The sequence below is a fragment of the Acinetobacter sp. GW821-FHT09D10 genome (assembly GCF_059416285.1).
Genome location: NZ_JBWKOW010000002.1, coordinates 433,340 through 452,552 on the forward strand (window position 1 = coordinate 433,340; position 19,213 = coordinate 452,552).

19 protein-coding genes are annotated in these 19,213 nt (G+C 39.5%); 14 read left to right on the plus strand and 5 right to left on the minus strand.

Annotation, left to right across the window (positions count from 1 at the left end; all coding sequences use genetic code 11):
• Window positions 1–2: 2 nt before the first annotated feature.
• From rplO to AC07M3_RS08835, 9 genes are all read left to right on the plus strand, one after another.
• Window positions 3–443, plus strand: a complete 441-nt coding sequence (rplO, locus tag AC07M3_RS08795) for a 50S ribosomal protein L15 (protein WP_003653650.1) — start codon at window positions 3–5, stop codon at window positions 441–443.
• Between the two features lie 45 nt (window positions 444–488).
• Window positions 489–1,808, plus strand: coding sequence for a preprotein translocase subunit SecY (gene secY, locus AC07M3_RS08800; RefSeq protein ID WP_170834093.1), 1,320 nt, complete (start codon window positions 489–491; stop codon window positions 1,806–1,808).
• Between the two features lie 20 nt (window positions 1,809–1,828).
• Window positions 1,829–1,945: a 50S ribosomal protein L36 gene (gene rpmJ, locus AC07M3_RS08805; RefSeq protein ID WP_000867907.1), complete on the plus strand. Its 117-nt coding sequence runs from the start codon at window positions 1,829–1,831 to the stop codon at window positions 1,943–1,945.
• A gap of 105 nt (window positions 1,946–2,050) precedes the next feature.
• The gene (gene rpsM / locus AC07M3_RS08810; protein WP_003653646.1) at window positions 2,051–2,407 is read left to right on the plus strand and encodes a 30S ribosomal protein S13; all 357 of its coding nucleotides are present in this window, start codon (window positions 2,051–2,053) and stop codon (window positions 2,405–2,407) included.
• A 19-nt stretch (window positions 2,408–2,426) separates the two neighbouring features.
• Window positions 2,427–2,813: a 30S ribosomal protein S11 gene (rpsK, locus tag AC07M3_RS08815; protein WP_001040166.1), complete on the plus strand. Its 387-nt coding sequence runs from the start codon at window positions 2,427–2,429 to the stop codon at window positions 2,811–2,813.
• 12 nt (window positions 2,814–2,825) lie between these two features.
• Window positions 2,826–3,452 carry a 30S ribosomal protein S4 gene (gene rpsD / locus AC07M3_RS08820; protein ID WP_003653643.1) on the plus strand — a complete coding sequence of 209 codons (627 nt, stop codon included), beginning with the start codon at window positions 2,826–2,828 and terminating at the stop codon, window positions 3,450–3,452.
• Window positions 3,453–3,469: 17 nt separating this feature from the next.
• A complete protein-coding gene (locus AC07M3_RS08825) occupies window positions 3,470–4,477 on the plus strand; it encodes a DNA-directed RNA polymerase subunit alpha (RefSeq protein WP_003653641.1) in 1,008 nt (335 codons plus the stop codon).
• 18 nt (window positions 4,478–4,495) lie between these two features.
• A complete protein-coding gene (gene rplQ, locus AC07M3_RS08830; RefSeq protein ID WP_002049717.1) occupies window positions 4,496–4,873 on the plus strand; it encodes a 50S ribosomal protein L17 in 378 nt (125 codons plus the stop codon).
• Between the two features lie 181 nt (window positions 4,874–5,054).
• Window positions 5,055–6,545: a flavin-containing monooxygenase gene (locus tag AC07M3_RS08835; RefSeq protein WP_494566932.1), complete on the plus strand. Its 1,491-nt coding sequence runs from the start codon at window positions 5,055–5,057 to the stop codon at window positions 6,543–6,545.
• A 51-nt stretch (window positions 6,546–6,596) separates the two neighbouring features.
• On the opposite strand, the gene AC07M3_RS08840 is transcribed toward AC07M3_RS08835, so the two are convergent.
• Window positions 6,597–7,769 (minus strand): acyl-CoA dehydrogenase family protein, encoded by a 1,173-nt coding sequence (locus AC07M3_RS08840; RefSeq protein ID WP_017388309.1) that lies wholly within the window; start codon window positions 7,767–7,769, stop codon window positions 6,597–6,599.
• 189 nt (window positions 7,770–7,958) lie between these two features.
• Here AC07M3_RS08840 and AC07M3_RS08845 point away from each other — a divergent pair, with 189 nt between their 5' ends.
• The 5 genes from AC07M3_RS08845 (at window position 7,959) to AC07M3_RS08865 (ending at window position 13,504) form a co-directional block, all read left to right on the plus strand.
• On the plus strand, window positions 7,959–8,216 hold the full coding sequence (locus AC07M3_RS08845) for an FAD assembly factor SdhE (protein ID WP_017388310.1): 258 nt from the start codon (window positions 7,959–7,961) through the stop codon (window positions 8,214–8,216).
• A 6-nt stretch (window positions 8,217–8,222) separates the two neighbouring features.
• Entirely contained in the window at window positions 8,223–8,612 is a 390-nt protein-coding gene (locus AC07M3_RS08850; RefSeq protein WP_494566931.1) for a hypothetical protein, read from the plus strand.
• 770 nt (window positions 8,613–9,382) lie between these two features.
• Window positions 9,383–10,471, plus strand: coding sequence for a hypothetical protein (locus AC07M3_RS08855; RefSeq protein WP_494566930.1), 1,089 nt, complete (start codon window positions 9,383–9,385; stop codon window positions 10,469–10,471).
• 83 nt (window positions 10,472–10,554) lie between these two features.
• Entirely contained in the window at window positions 10,555–11,130 is a 576-nt protein-coding gene (gene rrtA / locus AC07M3_RS08860; protein ID WP_045433088.1) for a rhombosortase, read from the plus strand.
• 178 nt (window positions 11,131–11,308) lie between these two features.
• Entirely contained in the window at window positions 11,309–13,504 is a 2,196-nt protein-coding gene (locus AC07M3_RS08865; protein ID WP_494566929.1) for a TRAP transporter large permease subunit, read from the plus strand.
• 162 nt (window positions 13,505–13,666) lie between these two features.
• Here AC07M3_RS08865 and AC07M3_RS08870 read toward each other — a convergent pair whose 3' ends face one another.
• From AC07M3_RS08870 to rnr, 4 genes are all read right to left on the minus strand, one after another.
• A complete protein-coding gene (locus AC07M3_RS08870) occupies window positions 13,667–14,092 on the minus strand; it encodes a hypothetical protein (protein WP_092710319.1) in 426 nt (141 codons plus the stop codon).
• Between the two features lie 11 nt (window positions 14,093–14,103).
• Window positions 14,104–14,313, minus strand: a complete 210-nt coding sequence (locus AC07M3_RS08875) for a YheV family putative zinc ribbon protein (RefSeq protein ID WP_004639498.1) — start codon at window positions 14,311–14,313, stop codon at window positions 14,104–14,106.
• Window positions 14,314–14,353: 40 nt separating this feature from the next.
• On the minus strand, window positions 14,354–16,408 hold the full coding sequence (locus AC07M3_RS08880) for a M3 family metallopeptidase (RefSeq protein WP_494566928.1): 2,055 nt from the start codon (window positions 16,406–16,408) through the stop codon (window positions 14,354–14,356).
• A gap of 134 nt (window positions 16,409–16,542) precedes the next feature.
• Window positions 16,543–18,957, minus strand: coding sequence for a ribonuclease R (rnr, locus tag AC07M3_RS08885; RefSeq protein WP_348948815.1), 2,415 nt, complete (start codon window positions 18,955–18,957; stop codon window positions 16,543–16,545).
• Between the last annotated feature and the right edge of the window lie 256 nt (window positions 18,958–19,213).

Genomic DNA, 19,213 nt, shown 5'->3' on the forward strand with positions numbered 1-19,213 from the left:
CCATGACTCTGCGTTTAAATGAGCTTGCGCCTGCAGAAGGTGCAAAACGTGAAAACCGTCGTTTAGGCCGTGGTATCGGTTCTGGCGTTGGTAAGACCGGTGGCCGTGGTGTCAAAGGTCAAAAATCACGTAAAAGTGGTGGCGTTCGTCCAGGCTTTGAAGGCGGTCAAACAGCGATTTATCGTCGTTTACCTAAATTCGGTTTCACTAGCCAAATCGCTTTAAAAACTGCTGAAGTACGTTTATCTGAGTTAAGCAAAGTTGAAGGCGACATCGTTAGCCTAGAAACTTTGAAAGCTGCGAATGTTGTTCGTCGTGACCAAATTCGTGCTCGTATCGTACTTTCTGGTGAAATCACTCGTGCATTCACTGTTCAAGGTGTTGCATTGACTAAAGGCGCTAAAGCTGCAATTGAAGCAGCTGGCGGCAAAGTCGAGGAGTAATCTCGAGTGTCTATGTCTCCTAGTTCTTCAGGTCATGTCAACATGATGAAAGGTCAGCCATTTCATGTGAAATATCGTGAAATTATTCGCCGGATGAGTTTTCTAATCGGTGCATTGCTGGTCTTTCGACTAGGAGCGCATATTCCAGTACCAGGCATTAATAATGCTGCGTTAGAAAATTTATTTCATGCGAACCAAGGAACTATTCTTGGGCTATTCAATATGTTTTCTGGCGGTGCTTTAGAGCGAATGTCTATTCTTGCTTTAGGAATTATGCCTTACATTTCTGCATCAATTATTGTGCAGTTAATGTCTACGGTGATTCCTTCACTAGAATCCTTGAAAAAGGAAGGTGAGCAAGGTAAGCGTAAAATTAATCAATATACGCGTCAGGGTACATTATTGCTTGCAGTGGTTCAGGCAGTTGGTATGTGCGCAGGTTTGATTGGTCAGGGTATTACTCTGTCAGTTGGTCTTGAGTTTTATATACCAGCAGTTACATCACTTGTCGCTGGAACTATGTTCTTAATGTGGCTAGGTGAACAAATCACTGAAAGAGGTATTGGTAACGGTATCTCAATGATTATTTTTGCTGGTATTGTTTCTGGTTTGCCTAAATTAATTATGCAATCAGTTTCATCAGTAGATAATGGTCAGACAAGTTTAATTGGTCTTGTGATCTTTGGTCTTTTGTCTTTAGGTGTGTTGGCTGCCATTGTGTTTATTGAAAAAGCACAACGTCGTATTCCAGTAAACTATGCACAAAAGCAGCAAGGTCGTCGTATATTTACGGCACAGCAGACACATTTGCCATTGAAAATTAATATGGCTGGTGTGATTCCTGCGATTTTTGCAAGTTCTTTACTATTGTTCCCAGCGAGTCTTGGTCAATGGGTAGGAAGTGCAGATGCAAATGCTGGATTAATTAAGCGTAGCTTACAAGATTTAGCTTTAGTATTGTCGCCTGGACAGCCTTTGTATTTGGTGCTCTTTGGTGCGTTAATTATCTTTTTCTGTTACTTTTATACGGCTTTAGTATTTAGCCCTAAGGAAGTATCAGAAAATCTAAAACGCAGCGGAGCTTATGTGCCTGGTATTCGCCCAGGTGAGCAAACTGCTCGTTACTTAGATCATATTCTTAATCGTTTGACGTTTATTGGTGCGATTTATATTACGGTCATTTGTTTAATGCCAATGATTCTACAAAGTTCTTTTGGGATCCCATTCTCTTTGGGTGGTACATCATTACTAATCGTAGTTGTCGTTGTTATGGACTTTATGGCTCAGCTACAAGCGCACTTAACATCTCATCAATATGATAATCAAACATTAATGAGAAAAACGACTGCTCATCCTAAGGGATAAGCGCACTTAGAGGTTTCATCATGAAAGTACAAGCTTCTGTAAAGAAAATTTGTGGTAGCTGTAAAGTTATCCGTCGTAATGGGGTTATTCGCGTAATTTGTAGCGCAGAACCTCGTCATAAGCAGCGTCAAGGTTAATCTAATCAAGACCTGTTGATTTCAGTAGGCGAATTGGGTTAATATCCGCCCCTCAAGATTTTGTGGGGCGGTTGATTATCTCTACTGCCTTTTTGGAGAAAGTGAATGGCTCGTATTGCCGGTGTAAACATTCCGGATAACAAGCATGCTGTTATCTCCCTCACTTACATCTTTGGTGTCGGTCGCCATACTGCTAAGAATATCTTAACAGCAGTTGGTATTACTGAAACTACTAAGATCCGTGAGTTGGACGATGCTCAGCTTGATGCGATTCGTGCAGAAGTTGCTAAGGTTCCTACCGAAGGTGACTTACGTCGCGAAATTTCCATGAACATTAAACGTTTAATGGATTTGGGTTGCTACCGCGGCCTTCGCCATCGTCGCAGCTTGCCTGTCCGTGGTCAACGCACCAAAACTAACGCACGTACCCGTAAAGGTCCGCGCAAACCGATTAAAAAGTAAGATTTCTGGAAGCTAAAAGATGGCTAAAGATACTCGCACACGCAAGAAGGTCACCCGTACCGTCTCTGAAGGTGTTGCACACATTCACGCGTCTTTTAATAACACCATTGTTACGATTACTGATCGTCAAGGTAATGCATTGGCTTGGGCCACCTCTGGTGGACAAGGCTTCCGTGGTTCACGTAAATCAACTCCGTTTGCTGCTCAGGTAGCTGCTGAAGTTGCTGGTAAAGCAGCTTTAGATTACGGTTTGAAAAATCTGGATGTCCTTGTAAAAGGTCCTGGTCCAGGTCGTGAGTCTGCGGTTCGTGCATTAGGCGCAGTGGGTTATAAAATTAACAGCATTACCGATGTGACGCCAATTCCTCACAACGGTTGCCGTCCACCTAAAAAACGTCGCGTGTAAGGAGAAACATTCATGGCTCGTTATATTGGTCCAAAATGCAAACTCTCTCGCCGCGAAGGGACAGACCTGCAACTTAAATCTGGCGTTAAACCTTTTGACGTCAAAACTAAAAAAGCTAACAAAGCACCTGGTCAACATGGTCAGGCACGCGGTGGTAAGCAATCTGAGTATTCACTACAATTACGTGAAAAACAAAAAGTCCGTCGTATTTACGGTGTGTTAGAACGTCAATTTAGTAACTACTATAAAGAAGCAGCTCGTGTTAAAGGCGCAACAGGTGAGAACTTGTTGAAATTGCTTGAAAGCCGTCTTGATAACGTTGTTTATCGCATGGGTTTTGGTTCTACACGTGCAGAAGCTCGTCAGTTAGTAAGTCACCGTAGCATTACTTTGAATGGTCGTCGTGTAAACATCGCATCTATTCAAGTTAAAGCTGGTGATGTAATTGCGGTTCACGAAGGTGCTAAACAACAATTGCGTATTAAAAACGCGATTGAGTTAGCTGCACAACGTGGTATTCCAGCTTGGATGGATGTTGATCATTCTAAGCTTGAAGGTACGTTTAAAGCTGCACCAGATCGTGCTGATTTACCTGCTGAAATCAATGAAAGCTTGATTGTAGAATTGTATTCTAAATAATCCTTGAGGTAGCAATAATGACGCGTACTGCAAACGAGTTTCTAACTCCGCAAGCGATCAAGGTCGAAGCGGTTAGCGGGACCTCGGCAAAAGTGATTCTAGAACCTTTAGAGCGTGGTTTTGGCCACACTCTAGGTAATGCTTTACGTCGCATTCTATTGTCTTCTTTACCTGGCGCTGCTGTGGTTGAAGTTGAGATAGAAGGTGTCGAGCACGAGTACAGTACTTTAGAAGGCTTGCAGCAGGACATCGTCGAGCTCTTGCTGAACCTAAAAGGATTGTCTATTAAGCTGTTCGATCAAAATGAAGCATATTTAACATTAGAGAAACAAGGTCCTGGCGAAATTACTGCTGCTGATCTTCGTTTACCTCATAATGTTGAAGTGGTTAATCCAGAACATTTAATAGGTACTTTGAGTGCTTCAGGCTCATTAAAAATGCGCTTGAAGGTTGCTCAAGGTCGTGGTTATGAAACATCTGATTCTCGTTTCCCTGAAGGTGAAACACGTCCTGTTGGTCGTTTGCAATTAGATGCTTCTTATAGCCCGATTAAGCGTGTTTCTTACACCGTTGAAAATGCGCGTGTAGAACAACGTACCGATTTAGATAAACTGGTAATCGACCTCGAGACAAATGGAACGGTTGATCCTGAAGAAGCAATCCGCAAAGCGGCAACAATCTTGCAACAACAAATTGCAATTTTTGTTGATCTTCAGAAAGACCAAACTCCAGTTGCTCAAGAGCCTCGTGAAGAAGTTGACCCAATCTTGCTTCGCCCAGTAGATGATCTAGAGCTTACTGTTCGTTCTGCTAACTGTTTGAAAGCAGAAAATATTTACTACATTGGTGATCTTGTTCAACGTACTGAAGTTGAGTTGTTAAAAACTCCTAACCTTGGTAAAAAATCGTTAACAGAGATCAAAGATGTTTTGGCATCGAAAGGCTTACAACTCGGTATGCGTCTTGAAAACTGGCCACCAGCTAGTCTTCGTATGGACGACCGTTTTGCCTATCGTAGCCGTTAATTAAGTAGGACTATCACCATGCGTCATCGTAATAGTGGTGTGAAATTAGGCCGTACAAGCAGCCATCGTAAAGCGATGTTCCAAAACTTGGCTAATTCTTTATTTGAACACGAGTTGATCAAAACAACTGTGCCTAAAGCTAAAGAATTACGTCGTGTTGCTGAGCCTTTAATCACTCTAGCAAAAAACGATACTGTAGCAAATCGTCGTTTAGCATTTGCTCGTACTCGTAATGCTGCAACTGTAGGTAAATTATTTACCGTACTCGGCCCTCGTTACAAAGAACGTAACGGCGGTTATCTACGTGTTCTTAAAGCGGGCTTCCGTGCTGGTGATGCAGCGCCGATGGCTTACGTTGAGCTTGTAGATCGTGAAGTGAATACTTCAGCTGAATAATTGATTTTATTCAAAAAAGACCGGTTTTATACCGGTCTTTTTTATTTCTGTTAATTAATAAAATTATAAAAATGTCCCCAAGTGACATAAAAAAACGGATAAACGGTCAAACTTGACATTGTGTATTGTCAAAATTGTGCTTTAATAAACTTATATTCTCAACAATGGGTATAAAAATAAAATGGAAAAGCAAGTTGATATTTTAATCATTGGCGCAGGTATCTCAGGAATTGGAATTGCTGCCCATTTATCAAAAAATTCTCCACAACGCCAATTTGAAATTTTAGAGCGTCGTGAATCTTTTGGTGGAACATGGGATCTTTTCCGTTATCCAGGCATTCGCTCAGACTCAGATATGTCCACATTTGGTTTTAACTTTAAACCATGGTGTAAAGCGAATGTATTAGCTGATGGTGCTTCTATTAAAGGGTATTTAGGCGAAGTAATTGATGAATATAAATTAAAAGAAAAAATTCACTTTGGTCATCGTGTGCTTTCTGCTAATTATGATTCTGAATCAAAGAAATGGCAGGTTGTAATTGAAGATGGTAAGAAAAAACAACAGACTTGGATTGCTAATTTTGTTGTAGGTTGTACCGGTTATTATAATTATGATCAGGGATATGCTCCTTCTTTTCCAAATCAAGAAGCTTTTAAAGGGCAGCTTATTCACCCACAGCATTGGCCTGAAAACTTAGATTATACAGGTAAAAAAGTCGTTATTATTGGTAGTGGCGCAACTGCAATTACTTTAGTACCAGCAATGGCTAAAGGTGGTGCTGGTCATGTAACGATGTTGCAGCGTTCACCAACGTATATTGCTAGTGTACCGTCTATCGACTTCGTTTATGAAAAAACGCGTAAATTTATGTCTGAAGAAACAGCTTATAAATTTACCCGTGCACGTAATATTGGTATGCAGCGCGCTATTTATGCATTATCGCAGAAACATCCAAAGACTGTACGTCGTTTACTCTTAAAAGCAATTGAAGTGCAGTTGAAGGGTAAGGTAGATATGAAGCATTTTACACCTTCGTATAACCCTTGGGATCAACGTTTGTGTGTGGTACCTGATGGCGATTTGTTTAAAATTTTGCGTGAAGGTAAAGCAAGCGTAGAAACTGATCAGATTGAGAAATTTACCGAAAAAGGTATTCTACTTAAATCTGGTAAACACCTTGATGCTGATATTATTGTTTCTGCAACAGGCTTACAAGTTCAGATTATGGGTGGTGTTCAGGCGACTATTGATGGGAAAGCAGTTAATTCATCTGAGCATATGCTTTATAACGGTGTGATGTTAAGTGATGTACCAAACATGGCTATGATTATTGGTTATGTAAATGCATCGTGGACCCTTAAAGTTGATATCGCTGCGGAATATATTTGTCGCTTGTTAAATTATATGGATAAAAATCACTATGATGAAGTGATTCCATCTGGTGATAAAACTGAAATGGAAGAAGATACTGTAATGGGTAAATTGTCTTCAGGTTATATTAGCCGTGCGGCACATGAACTTCCAAAACAGGGTAAGCACGCTCCATGGCAAGTGACTAATAACTATTTAGAAGATAGAAAGTCGCTGAAAAATTCAAAATTTGAAGATGGTGTTCTACATTTTCATAAACGTTCAGAAGCTAATGAGCGTAAGCCAAAATTAGTATCTTGATACATATTAGATAAATAAAAGGGGCGTAATGCCCCTTTTCTTATGAAGGTATTAAAGTGTTCTTGAAATTAACTCTTTCATGATTTCATTGGTACCTGCATAAATTCGATTTGCTCGATGATCAATGTATGCACGTGCAATTGGATATTCAAGCATATAGCCATAACCACCATGCAATTGAAGACACTCATCTACAATTTTTGAGAACATGTCTGAAATTTTATATTTAGCAGCTGCAGCAGCTTCCACACTCAATTTTTCTTCAAGTTGTAATTCCATACAACGATCTAAATAAGTACGGCAGAAATCTATTTCTGTTCTCAGTTCAGCAAGTTTAAAACGCGTATTTTGAAAAGCACCAATATGTTTGCCAAATGCTTTACGGTCTTTTGTGTATTGAACCGTATGTGCAAATGCCGCTTCAGCTCCTGCCTGACAAATAATAGCAACTAGCATTCGTTCCCAAGCTAACTCTTTCATGAGCATGATAAAACCCATGCCTTCCATACCTAAAAGATTTTCTTTAGGAACACGAACATTATCGAAAAACAATTCGCACGTATCTTGGCCTTTCATTCCAATTTTATTCAGAGGCTTACCTTTGCTAAAGCCAGCTCTGTCTGCTTCAACAATAATGAGTGATAAGTTCGCTGAACCTTTGTCATTATTGCCAGTTTTACAAACCACTACGACCATGTCACATAAGTAGCCATTAGTGATGAAAATCTTTGAACCATTAATCACATAATCATCACCATCAAGAACGGCTGTGGTTCTTACTGCTTGTAAATCAGAACCAGTGCCTGGTTCAGTCATGGCAATAGCTGTGACCACTTCTCCAGTGGCCATTTTAGGTAACCATTTTTGTTTTTGTTCTTCATTACCAAAGTTATTCACGTAATTGGCAACAATATCTGAATGCAAAGAGAAGCCCGTGCTAGAGTCCATAGCATAAGCTTGTTCTTCGATTAAGATCATACTGTACAAGCGGTCTACTCCGGATCCACCGTATTGTTCTGGCATTGTGGTACACAAGAGGCCTAATTCTCCAGCCTTATTCCAAAGATCGCGATCAACATGTTGCTGTTTTTCATATTTTTCAATATTGGGAACAACTTCTTTTTCATAAAATTTACGAACTGTTTCGCGGAATGCCTCATGTTCTTCGTTAAATAATTGTCTCGGTAACATATTTGGAATGGGACGGATAGCACCAGATTGCATTTGTATTTCTTCCTTGGTTCAGGTGTGATGTTATGAACTTAAACATACGGAAGCCTTGCTTATGTAACAATGTGATGAATGCTCAATTATGAGTACAAGATGATAAATTTGGTCAATTTGATATTTTTAGCGATCTTTGGAATGTGATCAGGTAAACTAAGCGCACTATCAACGCAGATGGGGAAATAAATGTCTGACGAAATGACCTTGGAAGAACGTAAAGTAATTTATCGAGCACGCCGCGGCTTAAAAGAAATTGACGTCTATTTTGACCCTTATGTAAAAAACTATTATCTAAAAGCAGATTCGGCAGAGAAGGCCTTATTTGCAGAGTTAGTTGAACAAGAAGATCCTGATTTACTCGATTGGTTCATGGAAGTTTCTGAACCTCCACGTACAGAGTTACGCGAATTTATTTATAAATTAAAACAGTACGTTCATGGCTAAACTGTTTTGATAAAAGAATTAAATTTTGAGCTGAAATATAGTCGTTTCTCGATAATATTTCAGCTTTTTATTGGCTTGAGTTTAGCCATCCTACTTTATCAATTGTTATCACCAATTTGGTGGTTGATTACTTTCATCCTTTTATCTATTAGTTTTCTATTTTTTTTAAGACAATCACGAATTTCTCAAATTGCATATTTAGACCAAAAATCGTGGTCAATTGCATACTCCTCACAAAAGATAATCTCTCGTGTCGAAATTTCTAAAATAATTGATTATCAGTTGTTTATGGTTATTTATCTTGAGGGGGCACCGATGAAAGTAGCCATAATTTGGTTTGATCAACTTCCTTTGCAGTATTGGAAAAAGCTAAAAGTCTTACAGAAACTTCATTAATTGTTAGACAATTCTACATTTGTATATTTATTTAAAAATTATAAAAAACAATAATTTAATCTTTATTTTCTTGCTTGAGTTTAGGATTGTCTAATTAAAAATTAGAAAAAAGCTAAGGAAATACAATTGTCTGACAATTTCACCTATGGGTATCTAGTTGATCGGTTAAAGTACAAACACCAACGTAAAGTGTGTCGGAGGTCTCAAAATGGAGATGCCAACATGGTCGTTCTTGGTCATTGCCATCATTTTGGCAGTGGTGATCGGAAGAGCAGGAACTTTACTCAGGGAACATCTTAACAAAGTTAATTTTAACAAAGTTAAGAGACAGAGGATGCAAGGTCGTCGATCAGTCAATTATTAAATTGGTTAGTCGATTAATTTCATCAAGTGTTCAGTTTATAACTGGGTGCGATTGTAGTAAAGGAGGTCTCTCATGGAGATTTCAATGTGGATGTTTCTGTTAATTGCAGTGCTTATGGCTGTAGTAGTAGGAAGAGCAGGAACTTTACTTAAGGATTATCTAGAACAAAAATAATATAAGCCGTTAAAAGCTTATCTCAGTTAATAAGTAGCATGTGCTGAACCGTCGCAATGCTACTTTTTTTTGCCTAAAATTTCTGTTTTCTGAAAAAACTGTCAATTTTATCTACTGTGAAGTGTGTCAAAGTATAAGCGCTACAATTAGAGTAATTACTCTTTTATTCAAGATATGCATCTGCTAATGTACATCTGAAAAGGAAAAAACAAATTACATAGAGGACAGGAAGATGTCTAAAGTCCAAAAAATAAGCCAAGGTTTGGCGGTAAGTTTGCTTGCAGCTTCAGTATTATCAGGTTGTTCATACGTCGTGAAAACCGGAGCAAATGTTGCTTTAGGTTTTACGGAAAAGCACGTCGTTCCACCTATTTTAGCAATGCAAGATGCTGAAATGGTTTGTAATACGGGTAGTGCATTAACACCTGCAATTATGTCTACCAAAGGTATGGGTGCAGATCCAACGCGTGTTGCTGTATTAATGTATGCCGCATCAGGTGTATGTGCTGAAAACCAAGCGTTAGAACAGGAATTACGTTATTTACGTGCATCAAAAGCAGGTCAAGTAACCGAAGCTCAAGATGCTCGTATTGCTCAGAAGCGTTGGGCAGCCATTGCTGCTGAGCGTCAATATACGGGCTATAAATTGTTCGCTGACCGTTGGGAATCTAAATATAAATATCATTTAGGTGATTCTTGCCCAACTATGCGTAGTGATACTGATCAAACTGTTTATTTACTTGGAATGATTAGTGGCCTTCAGGCTGTAACCAATGATATTAACTCTGGTGGTGCAGTCAATGTTCCAAAAGATATTGCTGCTATTGTAGAGCGCGGCATGGTTTGTCTGAATAATGAAAAATTCTGGGGCGCGCCTAATGCAACACGTGCTGTTATTTGGACTTTACTGCCTGGGGCTGATGAAGGGAAACCTGACCCATATCAAACTTTAAAACAGTCAGTTCAAATTGGTGAACAAAAGGGTGTTCGCCTGTCCCATGCTTTGTATGCGGTAGCTGCCCAAGCAAGTGGTGATGATGCAAAAATCCGTGATGCATTAAGATCATATGCCGCATCTCAAGCTGATGATAAGCCTGTCAATCCGAACTTTAAGTTAATCGATAGTATGGCTGGTCTGATTGTACGTGGTATTTCTGACCGTTACTGGACTGAGCATACTGGTGTGCGTACCGGAGATGATGGTATGTCACATTTCTGGGATGATAAAAATGAAGGTGCAGCAGAGTTAGATGAATTGTTTGATGGAGGGGCCGCATCTGAAGCTCCTGCAGACTCATCTGTTCCACCAGCAGCGCAGTAAAAATATTTGAAAGGTTAACTTCTTGCGAGACTGTTGTTAAGTTTTACAATGGTAGCAAGAAGTTTAATTTCAAGGAGTGTGCCATGAAGGATCATGTACTGAATCATAAAGTGCTTTTGGTCGCAGTGTGCATTTCTGTGTCTGCCTGTCTACAGGTGTTTCCTGATACATTTATTTATTGGCGTGAAAGCCTACTTGGCGAATTCTGGCGTTTATGGACTGCACATTGGGTACACGTTGGGTGGATTCATTTCCTTTTAAATATGATGGCATTCGCCTGTTTGCCTTTTATCTTCCCGCATACCAAGGCGTGGCATCTTTTAAGTCTGCTTTTTCTTTTGCCACCGTTCATTAGTCTGGTGTTCTATTTCTATTTGCCTTATATCGAAGCGTATGCAGGGCTATCTGGTGTATTACATGGGCTCTATACAGCAGTTGCTTTAGTTTATTTGCAATATCGTAAAGAACGGAATTTTGCTTTTCTGGTTTTAGGATTAATTATTGCAAAACTGATATGGGAAAATACCTTTGGGCAAACAGGAACGGCTCAGTTAATAGGAAGCCCAGTTTTAACTGAAGCTCATCTCTATGGCGCGATTGGTGGTGCAGTTTTTGGGGGATGCTATTGGCTGGTACAGAGATTAAAAAAGAAATATTGACAATACGAACTGTTAAAAAAGTGATTTTAGTCATTCTTTATTAATAAAGTTTGATGCAAATTTGATCGTTGAATAAAGGGATTGGTAGAAGGGGTATGGATTTAACCCCTGACCAAGAAAATTGCATGACTCAAGTCTTTATTTTTTAAGGACTTGAGAGAACAAAATTGGAATATTTATGCAAGAATATCAAGAAAAAAGATCTGGATTAGGTCTGCTGGGTTATATCTGGAACGAATGGATCTCAACATTCGTCATCCTCACTCTGCTATTAATGACTTTAATCATTGGTACCGGGGAAATGATCCACGGACAATTATTACGTATCGGGGAGCGTCTTTATGGTGACCCTGCTATAGGCATGCAATATTCATTTTTGCGTGCTGAACCTGAAAAGCCGACTTGTGATCGACATCCAAATATCGATGCCCAAGTAAAAGAACAAATGAAAGCGAATGCATCTGATGATTTTTCGAGTTTCTTTGGTGCAGCATCGGAAAGTGATGTCCGTGCATCGCTACTCGCCGCGCAGCAACAATGTGACGAGAAATATCAGGCCTATGACAAGACAATTAAATATATCGAAGCTAACCCAGGGGTGCGTACTTACCGTACCATCGAGACAGGTTTCTTTGGTATTTTTAAATTTGGTACAGAAAATCGTGCCATTTTACTGATTTTTATGGTTTTGATTTCTGCGATTACAGCATCGTTAAAATTTCACCATATTGGCTTACGTAATCCAGCAACAAAAATAGATTACAAAGTCTATTCCATCTTTATGGTAGTTGCTAATGCACTACTCAGTTTCTCTGTAATTAGCCAGTATCGTTCAGTTATTAATTCTGGGGTAACACCAACCTACGAAACAGTAACTATTTACTGGATATGGATGATTCTATTTGTTGTTCTGACTTTAATTAGTCTTTATCAACTATTTGTTTCACCTCCACCAAAACGTGAAGGCGGTAATATTGGCTTAGCCCTTCTAAGTGTACCTTTATATGCTTATATGGGTTTGATTACGGGTATCGTATTCACATTCTTTATGGATTATCCAATGGGGCAAGGGATTTACCTTGGTTTATTGGTTGAGTTTTCAGGTATTTTCCTAAACCTTGCCTTGTTTATTTGGGCAGGTATGCTCCTAACTCAAACACGTGTTATGGATTTATTCCTTAATGTGCTTCGTCCATGGAATTTGGCACCAGAAACCCTAACATGGTTAATCCTAATTGCAGCTGCGGTACCAACGGCTTATACAGGTGCATCAGGTATTTTCGTTATTGCGGCAGGTGCGATTATTTATAAAGAAGTTTGGAATGCAGGTGCTCGCCGTCAATATGCTTTGGCTGTGTCTGCAATGTCAGGTTCTTTAGGGGTCGTTGTACGTCCATGTCTATTGGTCGTTTTAATTGCCATGCTTGATAGTCGTCATGTAACGTCCGATGAATTGTTTGGTCATGGTATTTATGTATTTTGGCTAACAGCATTTATTTTCTTGGGTGTGTCATTACTATTGGCTGAAGAAAAATTCCGCGTGAATTCACCAAAAGTAGCGATTCCGGGTATGTTGCGTGCCTTTGTACCCGTGATTCCATACATTCTGATTACTGTTGTTGTTCTTGCGATCTATAAATATGCGCTAGACACAGGAATGAATGAATTTACTGCACCAGTAATTTTGCCATTAGTCCTGATAGCAATGATCTTGTATGACAAATTGGTGTCTACAAAAGAAGCCCCTGCAATCAATATTCATGAAGCAATTGTTCGTGAACATGAACAAAAATCACCATTCTTGCAGTCACATGATCCGCATAGTTCTCAATACCGTCTTGGTTTTGGTGGAGCACTTCGTTTTGCGACCTCAGAAACTGTAGGTCATATTGGTGCACTAATTATCTTGATGGCATTGTCTGCAAGTGTAGGTGGTTTAATTGAACGCTCTGAAGTGGTTGAATTATTGCCAACTCATTTAGGCAGTATCTATATATCACTGGCATGTATTGCACTGCTACTTGCGATTATTGGTATGTGTACCGATCCATTTGGTGCTGTAATTTTAGTTGCTGCAACCATTGCACCTGTGGCATACGAAAATGGTATTCATCCAATTCACTTCTGGATGATTGTGTTGGTTGCATTCGAATTTGGTTATGTAACTCCACCAGTTGCCTTGAACCATCTACTCACGCGGTTGTCCGTCGGAGATGATGAAGTTAATGCGGCGGATGCTGAAGCGAAAGAGAAATATACAAGTTTCTACTTCCGTTATGAGCGCTGGTTACTACCAATTATTGTCTTGTTCTCATCATTGGTATTGGTTACTTATGTACCGTATGTGTTCAAGTTATTCGATTGGTATAAATAACTTAAATTAAAGTATCTGTTATACAAAAAAGCCCTCCTAAATGGAGGGCTTTTTTGTATTAGAATTCAGTAATTTTTGGAAAAAAGATGACTAAAATTATTTTAATTAAAATAAAAAAGCTAAAGATGAATAACTTTAGCTTTTTAAGTTCCCATTGAAAAACTATTGATGCTTGAGTTGAGCTTCAAGCAATTTAACTTGTTCTTCTTTGAGTTTCGTTAATTGATCTGCATCTGCATGCTGAGCTTTTAATGAACTTTCTTGATCTTGCAACTGACGGTGGATGTCATCGAGTTTAGACACTTCTTCTTTAGCTAAAGATTCTTGAGCAGGTACAGGCTGTTTAAGCACATCTTCATTCACCAGTTGTTGTGAACTCGCAGCCTCTGCTTTCGGTTCAGAAGCTGATGATGGATCAGTGGCTTTAACAGGCGCAGGTGTCGAAACAGGATGAGGATCAACCATTGGTGTGGATGACTCGGTTTTTTTGAAAAACCATTGTGCAGCGAAAAAAAGCACTACGAGAATGCTTAAGCCCCCAATTAAAATCCACAATAGTTTTGAGTTTTGTTTTCTTTGTAGTGGCATCTCTAAGACCTTTAGTCAGGACGACGAGGCTTGAACTGTATTACTCCAACTTCATCAGGTACAGCAGGTGCTTCAGGCTCATCAATATGAGTCGGACGATTTTCGCTATAACCGCATTCGATACATTCAATCCATTCGTCTTCAGCGGTGGTTAGCATGACAATCCGATCTGTTGCTTCACATTTTGGACATTTAGCCCCAGCAATGAAACGTTTTTTCATCTTTATCACCCTAACCACACGATCAATTTAGGCCCATAGTTTAAGCGGTTTTGCTGTCATTCGTCCAACCTTGATGACGTAACAATGCATCAATTTTAGGTTCACGACCACGGAAATTAACAAATGCTTCAAGCGCAGTGTCTTTTCCGCCTACAGCTAAAATCGCCTGACGGAATTCTTTACCCGTTTGAGTATTGAAAATACCTTCATGTTCAAAACGGTCAAATGCATCGCTAGCTAACACTTCTGCCCATTTGTAAGAGTAATAACCTGCAGCATAGCCTCCTGCAAAAATATGACTAAAACTGTGTTGGAAACGGTTGTATCCGACAGTAGGAACGACAGCATATTGGCTACGTATTTCATTTAAAGTCTGCTGAATTTGCTCACTGTTCAGTGCTGGTGTTTTGGTGTGAATTGTTAAATCAAATAAGGCAAATTCAAGTTGACGTAAAGTCTGCATGCCAGACTGGAAGAAGCGGGCATTTAATAAAGCATCTAATAATTCTTGTGGTAAGGTTTGTTTACTCTCAATGTGCTCACTTAATACATCTAGACTTTCTTTATCCCAAGACCAGAATTCCATGAACTGACTTGGTAGTTCTACCGCATCCCAAGCGACACCATGAGTACCTGCAACCGAAATGTTATCTACTTCGGTCAGCATGTGATGTAAACCATGTCCAAACTCATGGAATAAGGTGATGACTTCATCATGAGTCAGTAAAGCAGGCTGATCACCTACTGGAGGTGTAAAGTTACATACCATGTAGCAAATTGGTTTTTGTAGACCGTGAAGAGTCTGCATGCGTGAGCGGAAACCATTCATCCATGCACCACCACGTTTACCCGTACGTGCATAGATGTCAAAGAAGAATCCACCAATAACTTGGCCTTGGTCTTCTAACTCAAAATAACGTGCATCTGGGTGCCAGACAGGTGCTTGTCGCTCAATGATGTTAATACCATATAAGCGCTGTACGATCTGGAATAATCCTTGAATGACTTTAGGTGCAGGGAAGTAAGGTTTTAACGCTTCTTGAGATAAGTTGAACTGTTGTTGTTTAAGCTTTTCAGAATAATAAGTGGTATCCCAAGGTTGAAGTTCATCGACACCATCTTGTTTGGCAATATCTCGAAGTTCAGCAACTTCTTGGAGAGCAGGGGCACGTGCATGTTCGGCTAGATCCACCAAAAACTCATGTACTGTTTTTACATCTGGCGCCATCTTGCTTGCAAGAGAATATTCAGCATAATTATTGAAACCGAGTAGCTTCGCCATTTCTTGACGAAGACTCAAAATTTCTTCCATAATTTTACTGTTATCAAATTCAGCTTGCTCAGCTTGATCAGAAGCACGAGTCACATACGCTCTGTAAAGCTCTTCACGTAATGAACGGTCATCTGCATAGGTCATAATGGCAAAGTAAGCAGGAAAGTCGAGTGTCGCTACTGCTTGATCTAATTCACGCTGTTTACCGTACTGTTTCAACAACTCAACATTACTTTCTGGAAGACCTTTTAGCTCAGCTTCTGTAAGGGGTTTAAAATAAGCTTGTGTTGCATCAAGTACATGATTAGAAAAATCAGAAGAAATTTGTGACAAACGTGCAGAAATCTCTGCATAACGTTTTTTCTCTTCACCCTCTAAAGCTACGCCTGAAAGTTTAAAATCACGTAAAGCAAGGCGAATAGCACTTTGTTGGGCTGGACTAAGAGACGTATAGCCCTGACCATCATGGATATGTTGATAAGTTTGATAGAGCGCCGTGTGTTGACCAAGCTGAGTATAGTACTCGCTCAACGCTGGTAATAACGATTGATAGACTTCTCTGGTTTCAGCATTGTTCATCACAGCATTTAAATGTGATAAAACACCCCATGATTCACTCAGATTATTTTCAAGTGTATCGACTTGTTCAAGTACGGCAAGTTGTTGAGCGGTATCGCTAGGTACAACTTTAAGCGTATTTAAAAATTCTTGACCTGCTTGAATCGCTTGTTGGATGTCTTCTTTTAAATTTTCTAATTCAATTTGATCAAAACGCGGAGTTGGTAAGGTCGCTTGTTGAAAAGTCATTGCTGTTAGCCACATTATTTTTTAAACATGGTATTAGATGTAGGTCCTGTCAGGTAGGAAATCAAGTTTAATTTGCAAAATAAGCTTTTTAAAAAGAAATAAGCTCCAAATCGGAGCTTATTTCTAAATTGGCAACATCTATTGTTTAATTATTCAGCCTTTGATTTTGCATTGGCCTTTTTCTTTTTAGGCTTAGACTTTTTCTTTACTTTTTCTGGTTTACTTTCTGCTTTTGCAGAAGTTTTTTTACCAGGCTTTTTAGTATAAGAACTAGGCTTGGCTTTCTCTTTCTTTTTGTGAACAGGCTTTTCGCCATCACTACTTGTTGGTTTGCTGAAAACTTCTTCAGTTGCCTGTGAAGATGTTTTGGTTGTGCGTGGAGCTCGGCTACGAACTACTCGTCCTGCATGTGTGACTTGTTGAAGAAGCTGGAAGTCAATTTTACGTTCTTCAAGATTTACGCCAGCAACCTGAATTTTAACTTCATCGCCTAAACCAAAAACTTGACCTCTATTTTGGCCTACAAGATTTTGACTCGCTTGGTCATAAATAAAGAAGTCATCACCGAGTTGGCTAATATGAATCATGCCATCGACATATAAGTCTTTCAGTGTCACGAACAAACCAAATTCAGTTACGGCACTTACAATACCAATGAATTCCTCACCTAAATGCTGTTGCATATAGTGACATTTCAACCAAGTCGTTACACTACGAGATGCTTCATCTGCACGGCGTTCAGTTTTAGAGAAATGTTCACCAGCATCATCTAGTGCAGCGCCAGAAAGTGGAGAAGGTTTTTGTTTTAGATGAGCTTTAATGGCACGGTGTAACAATAGATCTGGGTAACGACGGATTGGCGAAGTGAAATGCGTATAGGCTTCATAAGCCAAACCATAGTGCCCCGCATTTTTTGCGCCATAATAAGCTTGCATCATTGAACGTAATAAAACGGCATGAATGCTTGGTGCATCAATACGGTCTTTGGTTGCTTCAATAACTCTTTGATAGTCTGCTTGAGTTGGCTGGTCAGGGAAAGGTAGACCAAGTAATTTAACAAAGTCTTTTACTTTCTGAATACGTGAAAACTCAGGAGCTTCATGTACGCGATACAACATTGGGATATCATTTTCTAATGCATATTCCGCAGCCGCTACGTTAGCAAGCAACATACATTCTTCAATGAGCTTATGAGCTTCATTACGTGTACGTGGCAAAATTTCTTTAATCCCGCCTAGCTCATCAAAAGTCATGTACGTTTCAATGGTTTCAAATTCCATTGCATGACGATCGGCACGTAAGTTTTTCAAAATTTGATAAAGCTGGAAAAGCGTATTTAAGGATTTATGAACATCGCGATCTTTTGGAATCGCATCTGTTGCGCCTTCAAAATATTGTGCTACTTGAGTGTAGGTCAAACGCGCTTTTGAGTGCATGACCGATGGATAAAACTCAAAGCCAGTTACACGGCCTGTACGAGAGAGTTTAAGGTCACAGACCATACATAAGCGGTCTACATGAGGGTTCAGAGAGCACAGACCATTTGACAATGCCTCTGGTAGCATTGGTAATACAAAGTGAGGGAAGTATACAGAAGTACCTCGTTCCTCAGCTTCTTCATTGAGGGCTGAGTCTAAGCGTACATAATGACTTACGTCTGCAATTGCCACCACAACACGGTAACCACCACCAGGACGTTTTTCTGCATAAACTGCATCGTCAAAATCGCGAGCATCTTCACCATCAATCGTAACTAATGCTAAATCTCTTAAATCAATGCGGCCTTCACGGTCTTGAGCTGATGGCTCTTTAAAGCTTTCAGCTTCTTTTAATACCTGATCTGGAAACTCATATGGCAAACCAAATTCAAGAATGGTTTGTGGAATGATAATTTCTGTATCAGCTTTATCGGCCATAGACTGAATAATATGCGCCGTTGAAAACTCTTCGCGGGTTGGATAGCTATCAATTGCAACACGTAGCATATCGCCAACATTCGCTTCAGCGTGTTTTACGAGTTCTTTTTCTAAAGGAATAGGTTGGTGCTGATTAGGACTGTTGGGTTGAATAAAATATTCGCCATCATGAACTGACAATTTACCGATCATTTGTTTGACGCGATGTTGTAAAACTTCTGTAATAAAACCCCAAGGTTTACCTTTACGGTCTACTGAAGTCTGGCGCACTCTCACTCGGTCGCCATTAAATACTAAACGTAATTCACGTTCAGGAAGTAAGAGGTCAGTTTGACCATCAATATGTGCTGTACCTAAACCTTTACTATTAATATAAACAGTTGCTTCATATGTTGGTTGATCTGCCACCAACTGAAATTTAAAACCGTCTTTCATGATTTGACCATCACGAACCATAGCACTTAAACGATGACTTAACGCTTCGATACTTTTTTGGTCATGAATATTAAAATGATCGACAAGCTCTGCATGAGATTGTGGTGTTTGAACCTGCTCCAATGTATCTAAAATAAGAGTACGGCTTGGAATAGGATTGTCATAACGTTCAGCTTCAGCTTTCGCTTCAGGGTCAGCCCAGTTTTTTGTCATGTCGTTTGGTTTCACGCTTGGCAGATAAGTTTAGCATAAGCCATGCAGACCCGAACTGCACGTTTAGGTTTGCAATAATGTGTTATGCACTACAGTATTTTGATGAAGAAATAATATCTATCTTAACAAGCGTTTGATCGAAAAAGACGAAAATAATGAGTAAATTGCTTAAAAAGTAATTCATTGAACTAAAAAACAAGAAAATTTTAGTATGATGACTTGATCAATGTGGTTTTAGTTTGTATTATGGCGGCTC

What these genes read in the sequence shown, in the direction of transcription:
- rplO (WP_003653650.1), top strand. Translation starts at nt 3, where the DNA reads ATGACTCTGCGTTTAAATGAGCTTGCGCCTGCAGAAGGTGCAAAACGT.
- secY (WP_170834093.1), top strand. Translation starts at nt 489, where the DNA reads ATGAAAGGTCAGCCATTTCATGTGAAATATCGTGAAATTATTCGCCGG.
- rpmJ (WP_000867907.1), top strand. Translation starts at nt 1,829, where the DNA reads ATGAAAGTACAAGCTTCTGTAAAGAAAATTTGTGGTAGCTGTAAAGTT.
- rpsM (WP_003653646.1), top strand. Translation starts at nt 2,051, where the DNA reads ATGGCTCGTATTGCCGGTGTAAACATTCCGGATAACAAGCATGCTGTT.
- rpsK (WP_001040166.1), top strand. Translation starts at nt 2,427, where the DNA reads ATGGCTAAAGATACTCGCACACGCAAGAAGGTCACCCGTACCGTCTCT.
- rpsD (WP_003653643.1), top strand. Translation starts at nt 2,826, where the DNA reads ATGGCTCGTTATATTGGTCCAAAATGCAAACTCTCTCGCCGCGAAGGG.
- AC07M3_RS08825 (WP_003653641.1), top strand. Translation starts at nt 3,470, where the DNA reads ATGACGCGTACTGCAAACGAGTTTCTAACTCCGCAAGCGATCAAGGTC.
- rplQ (WP_002049717.1), top strand. Translation starts at nt 4,496, where the DNA reads ATGCGTCATCGTAATAGTGGTGTGAAATTAGGCCGTACAAGCAGCCAT.
- AC07M3_RS08835 (WP_494566932.1), top strand. Translation starts at nt 5,055, where the DNA reads ATGGAAAAGCAAGTTGATATTTTAATCATTGGCGCAGGTATCTCAGGA.
- AC07M3_RS08840 (WP_017388309.1), bottom strand. Translation starts at nt 7,769, where the DNA reads ATGCAATCTGGTGCTATCCGTCCCATTCCAAATATGTTACCGAGACAA.
- AC07M3_RS08845 (WP_017388310.1), top strand. Translation starts at nt 7,959, where the DNA reads ATGTCTGACGAAATGACCTTGGAAGAACGTAAAGTAATTTATCGAGCA.
- AC07M3_RS08855 (WP_494566930.1), top strand. Translation starts at nt 9,383, where the DNA reads ATGTCTAAAGTCCAAAAAATAAGCCAAGGTTTGGCGGTAAGTTTGCTT.
- rrtA (WP_045433088.1), top strand. Translation starts at nt 10,555, where the DNA reads ATGAAGGATCATGTACTGAATCATAAAGTGCTTTTGGTCGCAGTGTGC.
- AC07M3_RS08865 (WP_494566929.1), top strand. Translation starts at nt 11,309, where the DNA reads ATGCAAGAATATCAAGAAAAAAGATCTGGATTAGGTCTGCTGGGTTAT.
- AC07M3_RS08870 (WP_092710319.1), bottom strand. Translation starts at nt 14,092, where the DNA reads ATGCCACTACAAAGAAAACAAAACTCAAAACTATTGTGGATTTTAATT.
- AC07M3_RS08875 (WP_004639498.1), bottom strand. Translation starts at nt 14,313, where the DNA reads ATGAAAAAACGTTTCATTGCTGGGGCTAAATGTCCAAAATGTGAAGCA.
- AC07M3_RS08880 (WP_494566928.1), bottom strand. Translation starts at nt 16,408, where the DNA reads ATGTGGCTAACAGCAATGACTTTTCAACAAGCGACCTTACCAACTCCG.
- rnr (WP_348948815.1), bottom strand. Translation starts at nt 18,957, where the DNA reads ATGACAAAAAACTGGGCTGACCCTGAAGCGAAAGCTGAAGCTGAACGT.